The 17533-nt window shown below is 61.7% G+C and carries 16 protein-coding genes; 3 read left to right on the top strand and 13 right to left on the bottom strand.

From position 1 onward, the window contains the following. Positions 1-134 precede the first annotated feature (134 nt). Positions 135-1424, bottom strand: coding sequence for an MFS transporter (locus tag ACZY0R_RS40660; RefSeq protein WP_488867130.1), 1290 nt, complete (start codon positions 1422-1424; stop codon positions 135-137). 64 nt (positions 1425-1488) lie between these two features. Next, positions 1489-1962 (bottom strand): lecithin retinol acyltransferase family protein, encoded by a 474-nt coding sequence (locus tag ACZY0R_RS40655; RefSeq protein WP_488867338.1) that lies wholly within the window; start codon positions 1960-1962, stop codon positions 1489-1491. 437 nt (positions 1963-2399) lie between these two features. On the opposite strand from ACZY0R_RS40655, the gene ACZY0R_RS40650 reads away from it, so the two are divergent. Next, positions 2400-2753, top strand: a complete 354-nt coding sequence (locus ACZY0R_RS40650; protein WP_488867336.1) for an acetone carboxylase subunit gamma — start codon at positions 2400-2402, stop codon at positions 2751-2753. 309 nt (positions 2754-3062) lie between these two features. Continuing rightward, positions 3063-5102 carry a sigma-54-dependent Fis family transcriptional regulator gene (locus tag ACZY0R_RS40645; RefSeq protein ID WP_488867128.1) on the top strand — a complete coding sequence of 680 codons (2040 nt, stop codon included), beginning with the start codon at positions 3063-3065 and terminating at the stop codon, positions 5100-5102. 38 nt (positions 5103-5140) lie between these two features. Here ACZY0R_RS40645 and ACZY0R_RS40640 read toward each other — a convergent pair whose 3' ends face one another. The 7 genes from ACZY0R_RS40640 to ACZY0R_RS40610 all read right to left on the bottom strand — a co-directional run bounded on the left by ACZY0R_RS40640 (position 5141) and on the right by ACZY0R_RS40610 (position 12869). Further along, positions 5141-5896, bottom strand: a complete 756-nt coding sequence (locus ACZY0R_RS40640) for a sulfite exporter TauE/SafE family protein (RefSeq protein ID WP_488867126.1) — start codon at positions 5894-5896, stop codon at positions 5141-5143. 45 nt (positions 5897-5941) lie between these two features. Then, positions 5942-6751, bottom strand: a complete 810-nt coding sequence (locus ACZY0R_RS40635) for an NAD-dependent epimerase/dehydratase family protein (protein ID WP_488867124.1) — start codon at positions 6749-6751, stop codon at positions 5942-5944. A gap of 104 nt (positions 6752-6855) precedes the next feature. Further along, positions 6856-8145, bottom strand: a complete 1290-nt coding sequence (locus tag ACZY0R_RS40630; protein ID WP_488867122.1) for an MFS transporter — start codon at positions 8143-8145, stop codon at positions 6856-6858. A 122-nt stretch (positions 8146-8267) separates the two neighbouring features. Continuing rightward, positions 8268-9209 carry an SMP-30/gluconolactonase/LRE family protein gene (locus ACZY0R_RS40625; protein WP_488867120.1) on the bottom strand — a complete coding sequence of 314 codons (942 nt, stop codon included), beginning with the start codon at positions 9207-9209 and terminating at the stop codon, positions 8268-8270. Between the two features lie 38 nt (positions 9210-9247). Beyond that, positions 9248-10792 carry a UxaA family hydrolase gene (locus ACZY0R_RS40620; protein WP_488867118.1) on the bottom strand — a complete coding sequence of 515 codons (1545 nt, stop codon included), beginning with the start codon at positions 10790-10792 and terminating at the stop codon, positions 9248-9250. Positions 10793-10834: 42 nt separating this feature from the next. Then, positions 10835-11848, bottom strand: coding sequence for a tripartite tricarboxylate transporter substrate binding protein (locus tag ACZY0R_RS40615; RefSeq protein ID WP_488867116.1), 1014 nt, complete (start codon positions 11846-11848; stop codon positions 10835-10837). 88 nt (positions 11849-11936) lie between these two features. Next, the gene (locus ACZY0R_RS40610) at positions 11937-12869 is read right to left on the bottom strand and encodes a dihydrodipicolinate synthase family protein (protein ID WP_488867114.1); all 933 of its coding nucleotides are present in this window, start codon (positions 12867-12869) and stop codon (positions 11937-11939) included. A gap of 107 nt (positions 12870-12976) precedes the next feature. Here ACZY0R_RS40610 and ACZY0R_RS40605 point away from each other — a divergent pair, with 107 nt between their 5' ends. Continuing rightward, positions 12977-13858 (top strand): LysR family transcriptional regulator, encoded by an 882-nt coding sequence (locus ACZY0R_RS40605; protein WP_045237572.1) that lies wholly within the window; start codon positions 12977-12979, stop codon positions 13856-13858. Positions 13859-13910: 52 nt separating this feature from the next. Here the strand turns inward: ACZY0R_RS40605 and ACZY0R_RS40600 are convergent, their stop codons facing one another. The 4 genes from ACZY0R_RS40600 to ACZY0R_RS40585 all read right to left on the bottom strand — a co-directional run bounded on the left by ACZY0R_RS40600 (position 13911) and on the right by ACZY0R_RS40585 (position 17523). Next, positions 13911-14645: a ribonuclease activity regulator RraA gene (locus ACZY0R_RS40600; RefSeq protein ID WP_488867112.1), complete on the bottom strand. Its 735-nt coding sequence runs from the start codon at positions 14643-14645 to the stop codon at positions 13911-13913. A 30-nt stretch (positions 14646-14675) separates the two neighbouring features. Further along, positions 14676-15611 carry a dihydrodipicolinate synthase family protein gene (locus ACZY0R_RS40595; protein WP_488867110.1) on the bottom strand — a complete coding sequence of 312 codons (936 nt, stop codon included), beginning with the start codon at positions 15609-15611 and terminating at the stop codon, positions 14676-14678. A gap of 78 nt (positions 15612-15689) precedes the next feature. Further along, positions 15690-16475, bottom strand: a complete 786-nt coding sequence (locus tag ACZY0R_RS40590; RefSeq protein ID WP_045237569.1) for an SDR family oxidoreductase — start codon at positions 16473-16475, stop codon at positions 15690-15692. Between the two features lie 67 nt (positions 16476-16542). Then, positions 16543-17523: a 2-hydroxyacid dehydrogenase gene (locus ACZY0R_RS40585; protein WP_488867108.1), complete on the bottom strand. Its 981-nt coding sequence runs from the start codon at positions 17521-17523 to the stop codon at positions 16543-16545. Positions 17524-17533: the final 10 nt, after the last annotated feature.

The following is a 17533-nucleotide window of genomic DNA, read 5'->3' as shown; positions in this document are numbered from 1 at the left end:
GGTAGCGCCGGTAATCAAGACGCGCTTCATGAACTTCTCCCATATATTGCGTGGTCGGCCTGCTCCGAGAAGCAAACCTTCTAACGGAAAGGACGGATAGTCGCCATCCATTCTGATGCGTCGGCGAACACCAACTATGCAGCGGAACTGCTCACTGCCGGTTGGCTCATTGTGGTCCGGCTATTGATCACGAACACCATGGCCAGAACACCCACCAGGTCGATCGTTGCACCAAGCGCAAATGCGCTGCTGTATCCGCCGAAGTACTCAACCGCGAAGCCAGTGACGGTGGGGCCGACGATGCCGGAAATATTGCCCAGAAGGTGTACAAATCCACTGACGCCGCCCAGATGTTTCCCCGGAACGAGTTCGTGCATCAGTGCCCAGCAAGCCTGCGAGGAGGCAGTCAGGAATAGCACAGCAGCAGCAACAAGAGCCACTGCCGTGGCGGTCTCCGTAGCGAAGCTCACGACAAGCATGGCGGGGGCGGACAAGGCGAGTGGCAAGACTGCTGAGAGCTTGCGCGCATTCAGCGGATTCTTCATGCGCTTGTAGATGAAATCGGACAGGATGCCGCCGCCGAAATAGCCGATTACGCCGCAAGCCCAAGGAATTGTGCTCAGGATGCTCATCTGTTTCAGGTCGAGGTGCAACGCATTGGTGAAATAGCTCGGCAGCCAGGATACGAAAATGAACAGGGTGTAGTTAACCGCAAACAAGCCGGTGCCCAGCGCCAATATACTGGGCTTGAACAGATACTCGCGCAGCGTCGTTCCGCGTTCGCCCTCATCGGCTGGGTGCGCGGCACTGCGGCTCTGTTCGATCAGCCGCACTTCGTCAGCGGCCACACGGCGGTTCTGCGCCGGGCTATCGGTAACGAAATAGCGCCAGAATCCGATCCAGATGAATCCAATCAGCGCAATCACGACAAAGGATATGCGCCACCCGAAGGCGATTGCCACCAGTCCGACAATCGGGCCGGCGATTGCACTGCCGAGCGTTTGCCCCGAGAAGGAGAAGCCGATCATCCTGCCGGTTTCACTACGCGGAAACCAATTGGTAATGGTCCGGTTGGTTGTCGAATTCATCGGCCCTTCCCCGAAACCGAATAACGCACGCGCCAGAAGAAGAGTAGTGAAGCCTGTCACGCCGGCGGTGAGTCCACACAGCAGTGACCAACCTCCCATCGCCCAGGAGAAGACACGCCGAGGCCCATAGCGGTCGGCAAGTTGTCCGCCGACAAACGCAAAGATGGAGTATCCAAAAAAGAAGCTGCTAAAGACAATTCCGAGCTGCGACGGGGAAATGTTTAGCTCTTTGCTAATAATCGGGGCAACGACGCCCAGCGCTGCGCGATCCATGTAGTTGATCATCCCGGCAGCAAATAGAAGGCCGGCTACTACATATCGATATTTTCCATGCATTATTGCCTCCAAGATTTTATAATAATTATTAGATAATTTTATGACTATCAATTTATATTTAACGTTATATCGGCGCGGGTACGCTGATGTCACTCACGATAGCTGCCGTCCCGCATATGGAGCGCTGGAGAGACATGGCGCCGCCTGCCTTGAGTTGATAGACAATGGCTCGCAGGAACAGGCGGGGGAAAGCCAGATATCTGTCCACCTGCGCGCTGCGCGCTACTCCACATAGACACCACATACAAAAGTGCTCGCAGTTGTTGGTCAGGAGCCGGTAGTGGTTTTCGCCCAGTCGGGAGCGAGCCCGGCGGACGGCCTCCGCGCCTGAGTACTTTGGGGAAGGGCCGGGCTCAATCCACACTTTGTGGCCACAGGCAAAGCGCGCTACCGGGACTTCCTCGATGGGGCCTGCGAGTAGGGCACCCGAGAGTCCTGCATAGTGCACAACCTTTCCGTCGCCCACGTAGAGTCCATGATGGGTATACCCTCTGCGCGGCGTCACGAGTTGGGCACCTAGCGGTGGTTCCGCGCGCATCGAGAAATCACTCCATATCACTGCGGCTCCGGTGCACCCTTCCCATTCCTTGGGGGCGCCGTTTTCATGGCGCTGGCCGCCTTTCATCGCCGGTCTCCTTCGTTGCAAGATTGCTTCACACCGTGCGCTAGTTCGCATTGCCAGTAATGCAATCTCGATGCCAGACACAAAACGGGAGCGATGTGGAGCGCTTAGCACATTACCCCCGCGAATGTCCTTGCTCATTCTTCGCACTTTCCGACGGGCCAGATTTCTTGTAGCGCACATACGCGACCTGTCGTGCCGCTTGATCCAGTGGCGTGCGCTGAGGCCGTTTGGGCTGGGGATTGATCCTTCGCGTCAAGCTGCGCTGGCCTCCCGGGCGCTCTTCGGTGCGCGGAGCGAGGACTGGTTCATACCAGTTCGGACGGCATAGACCAGGGCTCGGGAAAAGATAAATCACACCAACCGGAATTCAGCCTGCGCGCCCTCCGGCGTTCGAAAATCGAACGCCGCCCCACCTACTTCGTGCGATCCGATGGACTGTTTGTCGCCGGCAAAGCCCGGAGCAAGCCAACACGAAGAACTCGGTAACGCAGTGCAAATGCGGCCACGTCTCTTGCGACTTTTTGGAAAACTGGAGGCTACAAGCCGGTGCCTGCGTGCGCGACACGAACGAAACCATGGCCGAGGTCTATCAGCACCTGATGGCGCCGAACACGCAATGGCGGCGAGCCGAACATTCGAGGCGTTCTACACGGATGAGACAAGATGCGCTTGAAACAGGACGCAGTCGGTCTGCAGTGACTTAGAAGACTGACGATGGTCCGTTCGATGGCCTTTCGAGCTTCGAACGGACGCATTGCTTCCGCCGGACGAGAGACGCCGCGGCAGGTCTTCCAGCGCGATGTCAACTGCTGGTAGCACGGCGCAGCCGGTGGCCTGCAGTTTGCATCCAGGACCAACCCCGTTCATGGCGCTACAGGAAATATACTGGTAGCAGGCCGTCACCCGAGAGGCAACGTTCGCTCCGCAGGTGACAGAAATGTGGGTTGTCGAAGAGACACGGCAGGGAACTCTGCAGGAGTGACGACCGCCCGCTGGCCGTCTGGAGACGCAAAATGTACAAGACGGGCACGCCGATGGACTGGTTCTCCAGTCCGGATCACGAAGCGAGCATCATGTCCGCCTGGGAGCACTTGCTAAGCGGAGACGAATCGCGGTCCGCCGACTTGCGTGTTGTTGTAGGCGACTCGTGGCATCGCTGCCTGAACAGCCGGGTCGATCCGGCGGTAAGCCGGGCGCAACCGCCGCTGGACGCGGATCGACTGAAAGAGTGGCGTGCCAGGCATGAACGCCTCGTCAATACCAGTTCGCCCCTGATCGAGCAAACGCGGGATTTCCTTGCGCAAACCGGCACCATCATGCTGTTGACCGATCCGGATGGCATGATCCTCCAGCAGGAAGGAGACATGCGCATTATCGAGCCGGCAGGTGAGGTTGGACTAGTGCCCGGCTGCAACTGGAAGGAGCTTAATTGTGGAACCAATGCCATCGGCACCACCCTGGCATTACAGCAACCTGTGCAGATCCATGGCGCCGAGCATTTTTGCGCGGGCATAAAGCGCTGGACTTGTTCGGCCTCGGTGATTCGCGATCCGGTGGATGCCAGCGTACTCGGGGCCATTGATGTGTCGGGCCTTGCCGAGACCTTTAGTCGGCACAGCCTTGCCCTGATAGTCTCGCTGGCAGGCCGGATCGAAGGCCGCCTTGCCAAGCTCTCTATGGAGCGCCGCCTGCATCTGCTTGATCGCTGCATGGCATGTTTCGGTTCGGGGCGAAGCGATGGTGTCCTCGTCCTTGATGAGCGGGGACGCCTGGTCAAGGCCAATCCGCAGGCCGCTTCCGCCCTGGCGCGACTGGGCGTGCACGCCGTATTGAATGATGCGTTTTCCATCCCCGGCCTGGACATCGTTGCGAACTCTGCCAAGGCCGAGCGCCCTCCCGAGTGGTTGAGCCTGGCACGGGTCGAAACCATCCACGAAGGGCGGGACGTGCTTGGGTTCCTGGTCGTGATTCCCGCCGCCGTACGACAGGTCAGGTTACCACCGGCCCTCGGCATGCGCGACGCTGGCCGAGAAGTGGCCCCCGCGTTTAGCAGGGTTGTCGGCAATGGCGAGGCATTGCGTGCCGCCGTCGCGAAGGCACAGCGGTTGGCCCCCTCAAAGGTGCCCGTGCTTCTGCTAGGCGAGACCGGTGTTGGCAAGGAATTGTTTGCCCAAGGAATCCATCAGGCCAGCGCCTGCGCCGGCGGTCCGTTTGTCGCACTCAATTGCGGCGGACTGTCGCGGGACCTGCTTGCAAGCGAACTCTTTGGCTATGCGGATGGTGCCTTCACCGGTGCGCGCAAATCGGGGGCCGCCGGGAAGATCGAGGCCGCGAGCGGCGGCACATTGTTCCTGGATGAAATCGGTGAGATGCCGCTAGATATCCAGCCCCACTTGCTGCGGGTGCTGGAGGAAGGCGAACTCTATCGTCTAGGCGAAAACTCTCCGCGCAAAGTCGACTTTCGCCTGATCGCGGCCACGCATCGCAACCTGAGGGACGAAATCGCTGAGGGAAGATTCCGCATGGACTTGTTCTATCGGATTGCCGTGACCACTGTATCGATACCACCGCTGCGTGACCGCAAGGACGACCTGCCCGGGCTGATCGCTCACTGGTTGACCCATCTTTGCGAGCGCTACGGTCTACCCGCGACTTCGTTTGACGACGAAGCCTATGCATGCCTTCTAACCTATGATTGGCCAGGTAACGTGCGCGAGCTGCGCAACGCGATTGAAGGCTCCCTGCTGATGGCGAAAGACTGTGTGATCACCACGGACAAGCTACCATCTGAAATCGCCATCGGGTCGATCATGAGCAGAGGTGGTGCAGAGCAAGAAGCGACGCCACCATTCAGCGCAAAAATCTATTCACTGGAAAAGGCCGAAGCCGAATCAATTCGGGAGGCGCTGGCCTACAACGGCGGCAATCTGACAAAAACCGCTTTGCAGTTGGGCATTGCAAAAAGTACCTTATATCAAAAGATCCGTAAATATCGGTTGCTCCAGGCTGTGAGTGAAACCCGGGGCAGACAAGGAAGTGGGTTGCTGGAGTAAGCCCAGCAGCACGTCGAGACCGTACCGCGAGAGAATCCCTACGCCAAACGCTGAAGCAAATGTGGAGCGGACGATGCCAGCAACGCGACCCCGGAGGCGGCGAGCAGGCTCAACACAATCTTGCGGAACGTTGCTTCCGAAATGCCAACATACAGACGCGCTCCCAGGAGAGTGGGAATTAGCATCGCCGGCCCGACGATGGCAAACATCGGCAGCATCTCACGTGTCACGATTCCCTTTTCCACGTAGATGGCCATCGTCACAAGCAGCAAGGCGAGATTGAAGTTCTGAATGATCGCACGCTGCTCATCCTTGTCGAATCCTCGCAACGTGCACCACAGTGTAGGAATTGTGCCGGTGAAGCCCCCGATGCCACCCATGATCCCCCCGACGCCACCCACGATCCCGTCGGCTACCCTCCCACCCGCCGTGATTGCCGGCAGGTTTCGTGCCGCAAGCATTGTGGGGCACCACAGCACAAGGAACGTACCCAGGAGAGCCTTAAAGAGTTGAAGGTCGAGCGCCGGAAGAATCGCGACGCCAATCGGTATGCCCACCAGGCCGCCGATTAGGAAAGGCAACAGCTTGCCCAGCTTCAATCCTCGGCGCATGGTTACCGCGGCAATGATCTGCCCCGTCAACGCCCCAAAGACGGCCATTGCCGCGGCCAGTTTAGGCTCCAGCGACCAGGCCCAGAATGACATTGCAGTGAGACCAAAGGCGAAGCCCGACAGCCCTTGAACGAAGCCCGCAACAATGGCTCCAATTGCCACAACCAAGATCACCGCGTCCATGCGTAAAGGCCTATTCTTATTGGGGAGTCATCCGAACATACGCGGTCAATCGATATCCTCAAGCCGTCCCGTAAATTCGACAAGACAGCCAAAGCCGCCATGGAACAGAGCTTCGTGTTCATCCTCATGGACACCGCATTCCAGGATTTTGTCTCCGTACCGCTCCGCGTCGTCTTCGGGTACATAACCAAGGAAGCGCACATTGGCATTGTCCCAGCGATTTCTGGCATTGGCCGAAACGCCATAGGCGATAAGGAAGTGGTACTTCGGTGCATCGATCGCTCGGCGCGTCAACTGCACAGTATCCCGATGACTGATCCACGAGAAAAGGTGGCGCTCCACACTGGGCTGGTCGTCGGGACGAAATGACCCGATACGCAGACACGCCACTGACAGGCCATATTTGTCCGCATAGAGGCGGCCAAGCGCTTCGCCAAAGACTTTGGACACGCCATAGCGGCTGTCCGGACGGGGCATTACTTCGTCATTGATGATCCGATCGCGGCGATGAAAGCCAACAGCATGATTCGAGCTTGCAAAAATCACGCGTTTGACGCCAGCCATGCGGGCAGCCTCGAACACGTTGTAGCAACCTTCGATGTTCAGACGGCGAATACGGTCCCATGTGTCCTCATCCGGAATGCCGGCCAGGTGAACTACACAATCGATTCCCTGCATCGCTCGAGCAAGTTGTTCGATGTCGGTAATGTCAGTCGTCACGACTTCCTCGCCGGCACCAGCAGGCTCCTGGTGTGCGACATCGGCAAGCCGTATCAGTTCGTAATGCCCTTGCAACCCTTTGCGCAGCACACGGCCGATGTGACCGGCGGCGCCAGTAATCAAGACGCGCTTCATGAACTTCTCCCATATATTGCGTGGTCTGCCTGCTTCGAGAAGCAAACCTTCTAACGGAAAGGACGGATAGTCGCCATCCATTCTGTTGCGTCGGCGAACACCAACTATGCAGCGGAACTGCTCACTGCCGGTTGGCTCATTGTGGTCCGGCTATTGATCACGAACACCATGGCCAGAACACCCACCAGGTCGATCGTTGCACCAAGCGCAAATGCGCTGCTGTATCCGCCGAAGTACTCAACCGCGAAGCCAGTGACGGTGGGGCCGACGATGCCGGAAATATTGCCCAGAAGGTGTACAAATCCACTGACGCCGCCCAGATGTTTCCCCGGAACGAGTTCGTGCATCAGTGCCCAGCAAGCCTGCGAGGAGGCAGTCAGAAATAGCACAGCAGCAGCAACAAGAGCCACTGCCGTGGCCGTCTCCGTAGCGAAACTCACGACAAGCATGGCGAGTGCGGACAAGGCGAGGGGCAAGACTGCTGAGAGCTTGCGCGCATTCAGCGGATTCTTCATGCGCTTGTAGATGAAATCGGACAGGATGCCGCCGCCGAAATAGCCGATTGCGCCGCAAGCCCAAGGAATTGTGCTCAGGATGCTCATCTGTTTCAGGTCGAGGTGCAACGCATTGGTGAAATAGCTCGGCAGCCAGGATACGAAAATGAACAGGGTGTAGTTAACCGCAAACAAGCCGGTGCCCAGCGCCAATATACTGGGCCTGAACAGATACTCGCGCAGCGTCGTTCCGCGTTCGCCCTCATCGGCTGGGTGCGCGGCACTGCGGCTCTGTTCGATCAGCCGCACTTCGTCAGCGGCCACACGGCGGTTCTGCGCCGGGCTATCGGTAACGAAATAGCGCCAGAATCCGATCCAGATGAATCCAATCAGCGCAATCACGACAAAGGATATGCGCCACCCGAAGGCGATTGCCACCAGTCCGACAATCGGGCCGGCGATTGCACTGCCGAGCGTTTGCCCCGAGAAGGAGAAGCCGATCATCCTGCCGGTTTCACTACGCGGAAACCAATTGGTAATGGTCCGGTTGGTTGTCGAATTCATCGGCCCTTCCCCGAAACCGAATAACGCACGCGCCAGAAGAAGAGTAGTGAAGCCTGTCACGCCGGCGGTGAGTCCACACAGCAGTGACCAACCTCCCATCGCCCAGGAGAAGACACGCCGAGGCCCATAGCGGTCGGCAAGTTGTCCGCCGACAAACGCAAAGATGGAGTATCCAAAAAAGAAGCTGCTAAAGACAATTCCAAGCTGCGACGGGGAAATGTTTAGCTCTTTGCTAATAATCGGGGCAACGACGCCCAGCGCTGCGCGATCCATGTAGTTGATCATCCCGGCAGCAAATAGAAGGCCGGCTACTACATATCGATACTTTCCAGACATCACTGCCTCCAAAAACCTATACTATCTATAAGTACAATTACGAAATATTAATTGCAAATTAATGAACTGAGCTCTCCAGGCAGCTGAAGAGGGAGGAAAAGTGTGGACGGCAAGACGGAGACTCAGCCGCCTACGGCGCCTTGCGTGTTCACATACAAGGCATAGACTGACTGGCAAGAAGCCATAAAGAGCCGATTGCGCATCAGTCCACCAAAACAAAGATTCGCACAGCGTTCAGGAAGCGCGATCCGGCCGATCAGTTTTCCCTCTGGCGACACACACATGACGCCGTCAAGATCGTCGCTGCCCATGCCCCAACCACACCAGAGGTTTCCGTGAATATCGCAGCGCATTCCGTCGATTGTTCCTGCGCCCGCATCGAGCAGGATTCTTCCGTTGGCGATACTCGTGCCACCATCGACGAGGTCATAGGCCCAAATCTTGCGCCCTGGCGTTCCGCGCGATTCGATGACGTACAAGATGCGCTCATCGGCGGAGAAGCACAGGCCGTTGGGCCCCTTCAGCTCCGTTGTCATCACGGTCGGCAAGCCCGACTCGGCATCGAGCCGGTAGACCGAATGAGGCAGTTCCGGGGTCGCGGCGCGACCTTCGTAATTGCCTTGTATTCCCATCGGCGGATCAGTGAACCAGATGGAACCATCTGATTTGACGACAACATCGTTGGGCGAATTGAGGCGCTTACCCTCAAAGCGGTCGATCAACACCGTGAGGCTACCGTCGTATTCAGTGCGCACCACGCGGCGCCCGCCGTGTTCGCACGTGATCAATCGTCCTTGCCGGTCGCGCGTGTTGCCGTTCGCGTAGCCGGACGGTTGCCGGTACACGCTGACCGTGCCAGTTTCCTCCTCCCACTTCATCATTCGGTTATTCGGAATGTCGCTCCACAATAGAAAGCGGCCATCGCCGAACCAGACTGGCCCTTCCGCCCAGCGAAATCCAGTTGCGATCTGCTCCACCGCGGCGTAGGCGATCCGGTATTTCTCGAACTCCGGATCCAGCACCTGGATGCGAGGATCGGGGTATCGTGCACTTGCTTGCCACATGACGTACCTTCCTTCTTACTGTTCCCGTATGCCGGTAGTCAGCTCATGATGCCGATATGCCAGGGCACGAATTCGTTGTCCCCGAGCCCTAGCAGTTCGCTCTTCGACGCCTTACCCGAAGCGGTAAGCAGCATCAGCTGGAAGATCTCTTCGCCGACCTGCTCAATGGTTTTCTCGCCGTCGAGAATCGTGCCGCAGTTCAGGTCCATGTCTTCCTCCAGCCGCCGATACATTGGCGAATTGGTGGCCAGCTTGAGGCTGGGGACAGGCTTGGCACCGAACATCGAGCCCCGTCCGGTGGTGAAGGCGATCAGGTTGGCGCCGCCGGCGATCTGGCCAGTGGCCGATACCGGGTCGTAGCCCGGCGTGTCCATGAATACAAGCCCGTGCTGCGTGACCGCCTCGGCGTAACGGTACACCTCCATCAGCGGACCCGTACCGCCCTTCATTGACGAGCCCAGTGATTTTTCGAAAATGTTAGCCAGGCCACCCATCTGGTTGCCCGGGCTGACCGCGCCGTTGATCTGCACGTCACGTCCGACGGAATAATCCTCTTTCCACCAGAGTACGCGTTCCAGCAGCTTCTCGCCGACTGCGCGGCTGGCGGCACGACGGGTCAACGTGTGCTCCACCCCGTAGATTTCCGGCGTCTCCGACAGGATGGCGGTGCCGCCGTGGCGCACCAGCAGATCCACAGCCGCGCCCAGGGCCGGATTAGCGGTGATGGACGAAAACCCGTCCGAGCCGCCGCACTGCAAGCCCACGGTCAGGTGGCTGGCCGGCACCGGACGGCGCTCCACGCTGTTGACCAGCGGCAGCAGTTCCCTGACCGCGGCAATGCCGGCCTCAATGGTCTTGCGCGTACCGCCGCTTTCCTGCATGACGAAGGTGCGCAGCAGGGGGCCGGGCTCCAGAGAATGCCCGTCGAGCAGGCCCTTTAGCTGGTTGCGTTCGCAACCCAACCCTACGATGAGCGCGGCGCCCAGGTTGGCGTGGCGCGCATAGCCGGCCATGGTCCGGCGCAGCAAATCCATGGGCTCTCCTGTCATCTCCATGCCGCAGCCCAGCGAGTGACTGAACGCCACCACGCCATCGACGTTGGGGAAGTCTGCAAGCCGCTCCGGCGTGAACCACTCCGCGATCTTGCGTACGACGGTGGCGGAGCAATTCACCGTTGACAGGATGCCGAGATAGTTTCGCGTGCCCACACGGCCGTCGGCGCGCACGATGCCGTCGAAGCGCGCCTGCCGGCCTGCTTCGACCGGGTCCACGGGCCGGTAGTCGCGGCCGAAGGCGTAGTCCCGTTCGTATTCCTGAAAGCTGACGTTGTGCGAATGGACGTAGCTGCCCGGCTGGATGTCGGCCGCGGCAAAACCGATGCAGACGTTGTACTTCAGGATCGGCTCGCCGGCCTTGATAAAGCGGGCGGCGATCTTGTGGCCGGGGGGAACCTGGCTACGCACGCCCCAGGTTTCCCCCGGCACTTGCGCGCCGATGGCCACGTTCATGCGGGCGACCAACACGTTGTCCGCAGGATGCAGGCGGATACAAGGTCCGATGATGCTCTTTTTCTGGGTTTCCATACTACGTTTCCTGGATTGCGGAATCGGATAAAGCCTAGGCGCTCACTCGGCCTGGATGCCGGCGCTCTTCACCACGCTGCCCCACTTGGGGACTTCGGTGGTCATGAACATGCGGAACTGTTCGGGACTGGTGCCGAGGATAGTGAGCCCCTGCTCGGTGAACTTGGCTCGCAACCCCGGATCTTTCAGGGCTACGCTGACTTCGTCGCTGATCTTGCTGGCGATGGCCCCGGGCGTCTTGGCAGGCACAAACAAGCCGTACCAGGTCAGCACCTCGAAGTTCTTCAACCCCGCCTCCGACAGCGTTGGCACCTGCGGCAGCGCCTGGGCACGCGTCAGGCTGGACACCGCGATTGCCTTGAGCTTGCCGCTCTTGATGAACGGCGCGGCCACCGGCACGTTGGCAAACATCAAGGGTACAGTGCCGGACATCACGTCGGTCAACGCCGCCGACTCACCCTTGTAAGGCACGTGCGTCAGCTTGATGCCGCTCATCGAATCGAAAAGTGCACCGGCAATGTGCTGCGGGCCACCAGAGCCCGACGAGGCATAGCTGCTCAGCTTGCTGGCACGCGCGAGCGCGATCACATCCTGCACCGTGCGGGCCTGCACCGACGGATTCACTACCATCACCAGCGGCATCGATACCACCTGTGTCACCGGCATGAAGTCCTTCAGCGGATCGAACGGCAGATTGGCGTACATGCTCGGCGCGATGACCATGGTCGACTGCGACGCCAGCATCATCGAATAGCCGTCGGCGGCCGACTGGGCCACGTTGGTCGCCGCGATGGTGCCGGTAGCGCCGGGCCGGTTATCGACGATCACTGTCTGGCCCGTTTGCCTGGCGAGCTGGTTGCCGATCTGGCGGGCCACGATGTCGGCGCCGCCGCCAGGGGCAAAGCCCACCACGATGCGGATAGTCTTCTTCGGATAGGCGTCGGCCGCCCTTGAAGGCGAGGCGCAGCCAATCGCAGCGATACCGGCAATCGCTGCGCACAGCATGATTCGCCGGCGCGCATCGTTGGACTGGTGGGTGAAGGGGGTGGCTGGCATAGGTGTCTCCCGGATGTTATGTCCTGTTTTCAACACGGGTCCATCGCAGTTCTTTGTCCACGGATGGGCCGATGGTCCTGTTATCGATTCAGGCTGCCAGCAGTTGCGCGTCCGGCATCACAAATCCAAGCGCGTCCAGCGACTGCGCCAGTGCCTCGCGCTGGCCCGCCTGCAACTCCATCAGCGGCGGCCGCACGATGCGCCATGCCTCGTCCGTGCTCTGCGCGGCGATGGCCTCCTTCATGGCCGCGATCATCGGGAACTGCTGGAAGGCGGCGCGGGTGCGGTTGAGCGCTGCCTGGCGGTCGTCGGCGTCCGCATGCTGCCAGTGCCTGTACAGGTCCACGATGGGCGCGGGGTTGACGTTACCGGTGGCCGTAATGCAGCCAGCGCCGCCGGCGCGCATCGTTTCCAGCAGGAGAGCCTCGGTGCCGGCGAATACGTCGAAGCCGCGGGCGCCGAATCGCTCGATCATGGCGCGTGTATTGGCGAAGTCACCCGAACTATCCTTCACGCCGGCGATGATGCCGGGATAGGCACTCAGCAGACGGTCGATCAAGTCCAGTCCGAGAGGCACCTGGCTCACGGCGGGGATGTGATACAGGTAGACGCGCAGGCGTGCATCGTCCACGCCCTCGATCACCTGGGCAAAGGCGCGGAACAGGCCATCGTCGCTGACGCCCTTGTAATAGAACGGCGGCAGCATCAACACGCCCGCGCAGCCCGCCGCAACGGCGTGGCGAGTCAGGGCGATGACATCCGGCAGCGCGCAGGCGCCGGTGCCAGGCATCAGTTGGGAGCCAGGAATACCCGCGTCCAGCAGTACGTCCAGCAAGCGGCGCTTTTCGTCGACCGACAGCGAGTTGGCTTCGGAATTGGTGCCGAACACCGCCAGCCCCACGCCTTGCGCCGTCAACCAGCGGCAATGGCGCACGAAGCGCCCGGCATCCGGCGCATAGTCGGCGCCGAACGGCGTGAGGACGGGAGAGAAAACGCCGCGCGGGCGGGCAACATCAGCCATGAGTCGTCTCCTGGGGAATCTTCATTTGATTTGAGACAAATTGTAGAAACTGGCAGAATGCAAAAACAGCATTGACCGCCTTGTTCAATCAATAGAATTTTTTTGTTATGGACACCCGCTACCTGCAGAGCTTCGTCGCCGTGGTTGAGTACGGTTCCTTCGCGGAAGCCGCGCGTCGCCTGGGCCTCACGGCAGCCGCAATTGCAGCGCGGGTCCAGGCGCTGGAGGACGCGCTGGATACGCCGCTGGTTAAGCGCGCGGGCCGCACGGTGCTGCCAACCCAGGGGGGCTTGCGTATCCTGCCCAAGGCGCGCGCCGTAGTGCGTGACGTGCGCGACCTGAGCGCAGTGGCGCACGACGACACCCTGGTGGGGGAACTGCGGCTGGGCGTGTCGACTTCCTCCTTGACGGGACTCTTGCCGCAGATCCTGGAGAGGCTCTACACGGAGCATCCGCAACTGAAGATTTTCGTGGAGCCAGGCGCGTCTTCGCACCTGTACCGGCGCATCGTCTCGGGTGACCTGGACGCTGGCATCATCGTGGCGCCGCAGTTCACGATTCCCAAGGCATTTGCCTGGCAAGTGCTGGTGGAAGAGCCGTTCATCGTGCTGGCATCGCAGGCCATGGCCAGCCGCGGCGCGCATGACTTGCTCGCCAGCGAGCCGTTCATTCGCTACGACCGCAGCATGTGGGGAGGAATGGTGGCAGACCGCTACCTGCAGGAGCACAACATCGTGCCGCAAGAGCGATTGGAAATCGACGCGCTCAACGCCATCGCCACCATGGTCCACCAGGGCATCGGCGTCTCGCTGGTGCCGGACTGGACGCCGCCGTGGCCCGAGGGCCTGAAGGTGGCGCGGATCCCGCTGCCCGGTCGGGCGCCGGTGCGCAAGGTGGGGTTCTTGTGGTCGCCACACGGAGCGCACGCCACCCTGTCGCAGGCGTTCCTGGAGTTCGGGCTTGCCTCGCGGCGGGCGGGGGCACGCTAACCGCGCGGCCGCCGCAGTGACGGTGCGGGCGCCGCGTTGGTGCCCGGAGCCTTTAGCAGCGATCAGCGCCCTGGCCTTCCGTCCAAGCCTTGTACCGCGCCTTGTTCTCCTCGTTGGGCGGATACAGGCCGGGCAACGGCATGCCGCGCTCCACTTCTCGCATGATCCAGCCCTCCAGGCGCTCCTGTTCCACCGAGGCGGCAATCACTTCGTCGAGCATGGCGGCGGGAATCAGCACCGCGCCGTCCTGGTCCACCACGATGACATCGTTGGGGAATACCGCAACGCCGCCGCAGTCGATGGGTTCCTGCCAGCCGACGAAGGTGAGACCGGCGACCGAAGCTGGTGCCGCTGTGCCCTGGCACCAAACCGGCAATCCCGTGCCCAGCACTCCCGCCACATCGCGTACCACACCGTCGGTCACCAGTCCGGCCACGCCGCGCTTGCGCAGGCGCGCACACAGGATATCGCCGAAGATGCCAGCATCGGTCACGCCCAGCGCACCCACCACCGCGATGCAGCCGGCCGGCATGTCCTCAATGGCCGCGCGCGTGGAAATTGGCGAGCCCCACGAGGCCGGCGTCGCCAGGTCTTCGCGAGCGGGCACGAAGCGCAGGGTAAAAGCGCGGCCGACCAGGCGCGGCTGACCAGGTGCCAGCGGCCGCGTGCCGCGCAGCCAAACGTTGCGCAGGCCATGCTTGAGCAGCACGGTGGTCAGGGTTGCGGTGGTCACGCCTTGCAGAGCCTTGATCACACTTTCGTCGAGGGGAAGCGATGTGGTCGCCATGATGTTTCCTTATTGCATTTGGTTTGGGGTTTAATCTGCCAGTGCCGCGCGCGGGTCATGCCTTGCCAGACGCCGCAGCAGGTGGTCCACCTCGTGCCGTGCCGTCGCCGACATGGCCGCCGCTGGCTTGCGCTGCGCCGCGGAGGTGAGGATTCCGCGCCGCATCATCACGTACTTGCGCGCGGCCAGGCCGACGCCGGGCTGCTGCTCATACCGCAGCAGCGGCAGGTGGGCGTCGAAGAGGTCGTGCGCGGCCTCGCGCTCGCCCTGGGCCGACAAGCGCACCACGTCGCAGAGCATGTCCGGGAAGCAGTAGCCGGTATTGGCGCCGTCGGCACCGCGCTCCATTTCATAGTCCAGGAACAGCCCGTTGTTCCCGCACAGGATGGAGATGTGCCGCATTGAACCCCCCTTCTCGAAGGCGCGCAGGGCCGAGATTTTTTCCAGGCCGGGCCAGTCTTCGTGCTTGAGCATGACGCACGAGGACAACTCGCCGACGATGCGGCGGATCACGCCTGCAGTCATCTGCACCGAGAACGTCAACGGATAGTCCTGCAGCACGAACGGCACGTCGGCGCCGATCGCGTCCACTGCCTGCTGGTAGTAGCCTACGATCTGGTCGTCGGTGCGCAGCGTGTTGGACGGCGCGATCATGACGCCAGCCGCACCCAGGTCCATCACCTCGCGCGTCAGGGCGCGCATACCGGCGAAACCCGGCGCCGAGACGCCGACCACCACCGGTAGCCCGCCTGCGCGCCGGATCACGCGGGCCGCCACGTCGATCGACTCGGCGTGCTCGAGCTTAGGCGCCTCGCCGAGTTGGCCGAGCACGGTCACACCGGTCGCGCCGCAGCCGAGATAGAAGTCCACCAGACGATCGATCGAGCTTACGTCGATCGATCCGTCGTCCAGGAATGGCGTGGGCGCAATGGGGAAAACGCCTTTGGCGTCGGCGGTCAACAGCATCTTTGGGTCTCCGGCGATGGCAGGTGTTGGGTCGGGTCGGTCTTGCTGGGGCGCGGGCAGGCAGTCCCGCGCCCGGCCTCAGATACTCTGGATGAGGCCACCGTCGATACGGATGGTTGAGCCGGTGATATAGCCGGCGCGGTCGCTGGCCAGGAAGGCCACCGCATCGGCATATTCCTCCGGGCGGCCGTAGCGGCCCACCGCGATGGCGGCGGTACTTTCGGCCGAGACAGCCTCCACCGGCCGTTGCTCGCGCCCGGCCTTGGCTTCGTCCAGGAAGCGGATGCGGTCGGTGGCGATGCGCCCCGGCAGCACGATATTGACCGTCACGCCGTCACGGCCGACTTCGCGCGCCAGGGTCTTGGACCAGCCCACGAGGGACAGGCGCAGCGCATTGGAAATGCCCAGGTTCGGTATCGGCGCGACCACGCCGGACGAGGTGCTTGTGACGATACGCCCCCACTGCCTGGCCCGCATGCCGGGCAGCACCCGGTCGGTAATCGCGATCACCGACAGCACCATGCTTTCGAAGTGCTTGCGCCACAGTGCCGTTTCCTGGCCGAACGCGGTGGTGGGGGGCGGGCCGCCGGTATTGTTGACCAGGATATCGACCTGGCCGAATTGCGCCTCGATGGCGGCGACATGCGTCTCGATCGACGCCAGGTCCGCCAGATCCCAGGTGCGCGCAAGCGCCGCGCCCCCCTTGGCGGCGATCGTGGCTGCGGTGCGGCTTGCCGCTTCCTCATTGACGTCTGCGACCACGACCTTCGCACCCTCCGCCGCCAGTGCCAGCGCAATGGCGGTGCCCAGGCCGCCGCCGCCGCCCAGCACCAGAGCTACCTTGCCCTCGATTCCTAATTGCATGAATACCTCACTTGAATAAATTGAAATGATTGGAATGACAAATACGTTCCCGCGCGCGCGGTTCCAGTCAGCGGTTGACCGGCCGCGCCGGGAGCAGACCGGCGCTCACGCCACGGACCACCGGCGTCAACGCCGCTCGCCCACCCAGCACGGCTCGCACGTTATCCAGCATCAGCCGCAGCATCACTGCGCGCGTTTCCTGCGTGGCCGTACCCGCGTGCGGAGACAGCAACACGTTCCGCGTCGCGATCAGCGGCGAATCGGCAAGCGGCTCGGACTCGAACACATCGAGCGCCGCGCCCCGGATAGTGCCGGCGTGCAGGGCCTCGCAGAGTGCCGCCTCGTCGACCACGCTGCCGCGCGCCATATTGAGCAGGTAGCCGTCCCGCCCTAGCTCAGCCAGTAACGCGGCGTCGACCAGGTGGCGATTCTGCTCGGTCGCGCGGCAGGTGAGGATCAGGATGTCCACCGACGCGGCGAGCGCGAGGGGGCTCTCGCAATAGCGGTATGGCAGGCATTCGCGCTGCGTGCCGGTGTAGGCCAGATCCACGCCGAAGGGCGCCAGCCGCTGCGCAATGCCCATGCCGATGCGGCCGAGCCCGACGATGCCGACGCGCTTGCCGGCCAGGCTGGTGGTGAGCGGGAAGTCGTCCTCGCGCCAACCGCCGCCGCGCACATGGCGGTCGGCGGCGGGAATTTTGCGCAGCAGCGCCAGCAACAGGCCGATGCCGAGTTCACAGACGGCCGCGTCCAGCACCCCTGGCGTGTTGGTAACCACGATGCCGCGCTTGGCGGCATGGTCGACGGGGATGCCGTCGTAGCCCACGCCGGAGGTCGCAATCACCCGCAGCGCAGGCAGGCGGTCGATCACCTCCACGGGCACCTGGTAATTGCTGCGCGTGACGATGGCGCGCACCGCGCCGCGCAAGGCGCCGTCAGCCGCAATCTCGGCCTCGGAGACGCAGCGAAAATCCGCGTCGATCGCGTCTTGCTGCGCTGCTTCGAAGACGCCGATGCGCAGCACGGGCTCACGTTTATCGCTTGTCATGCCCTTCCCT

It is taken from the genome of Cupriavidus sp. F041 (genome assembly GCF_057814235.1).
Note: the sequence above shows the minus strand (reverse complement) of the source record. Positions and strands in the feature narration are given on the sequence as shown.

Coding starts and splice junctions, on each gene's coding strand:
- ACZY0R_RS40660 (WP_488867130.1), bottom strand. CDS start 1,424: ATGCATGGAAAATATCGATATGTAGTAGCCGGCCTTCTATTTGCTGCC.
- ACZY0R_RS40655 (WP_488867338.1), bottom strand. CDS start 1,962: ATGCGCGCGGAACCACCGCTAGGTGCCCAACTCGTGACGCCGCGCAGA.
- ACZY0R_RS40645 (WP_488867128.1), top strand. CDS start 3,063: ATGTACAAGACGGGCACGCCGATGGACTGGTTCTCCAGTCCGGATCAC.
- ACZY0R_RS40640 (WP_488867126.1), bottom strand. CDS start 5,896: ATGGACGCGGTGATCTTGGTTGTGGCAATTGGAGCCATTGTTGCGGGC.
- ACZY0R_RS40635 (WP_488867124.1), bottom strand. CDS start 6,751: ATGAAGCGCGTCTTGATTACTGGCGCCGCCGGTCACATCGGCCGTGTG.
- ACZY0R_RS40630 (WP_488867122.1), bottom strand. CDS start 8,145: ATGTCTGGAAAGTATCGATATGTAGTAGCCGGCCTTCTATTTGCTGCC.
- ACZY0R_RS40625 (WP_488867120.1), bottom strand. CDS start 9,209: ATGTGGCAAGCAAGTGCACGATACCCCGATCCTCGCATCCAGGTGCTG.
- ACZY0R_RS40620 (WP_488867118.1), bottom strand. CDS start 10,792: ATGGAAACCCAGAAAAAGAGCATCATCGGACCTTGTATCCGCCTGCAT.
- ACZY0R_RS40615 (WP_488867116.1), bottom strand. CDS start 11,848: ATGCCAGCCACCCCCTTCACCCACCAGTCCAACGATGCGCGCCGGCGA.
- ACZY0R_RS40610 (WP_488867114.1), bottom strand. CDS start 12,869: ATGGCTGATGTTGCCCGCCCGCGCGGCGTTTTCTCTCCCGTCCTCACG.
- ACZY0R_RS40605 (WP_045237572.1), top strand. CDS start 12,977: ATGGACACCCGCTACCTGCAGAGCTTCGTCGCCGTGGTTGAGTACGGT.
- ACZY0R_RS40600 (WP_488867112.1), bottom strand. CDS start 14,645: ATGGCGACCACATCGCTTCCCCTCGACGAAAGTGTGATCAAGGCTCTG.
- ACZY0R_RS40595 (WP_488867110.1), bottom strand. CDS start 15,611: ATGCTGTTGACCGCCGACGCCAAAGGCGTTTTCCCCATTGCGCCCACG.
- ACZY0R_RS40590 (WP_045237569.1), bottom strand. CDS start 16,475: ATGCAATTAGGAATCGAGGGCAAGGTAGCTCTGGTGCTGGGCGGCGGC.
- ACZY0R_RS40585 (WP_488867108.1), bottom strand. CDS start 17,523: ATGACAAGCGATAAACGTGAGCCCGTGCTGCGCATCGGCGTCTTCGAA.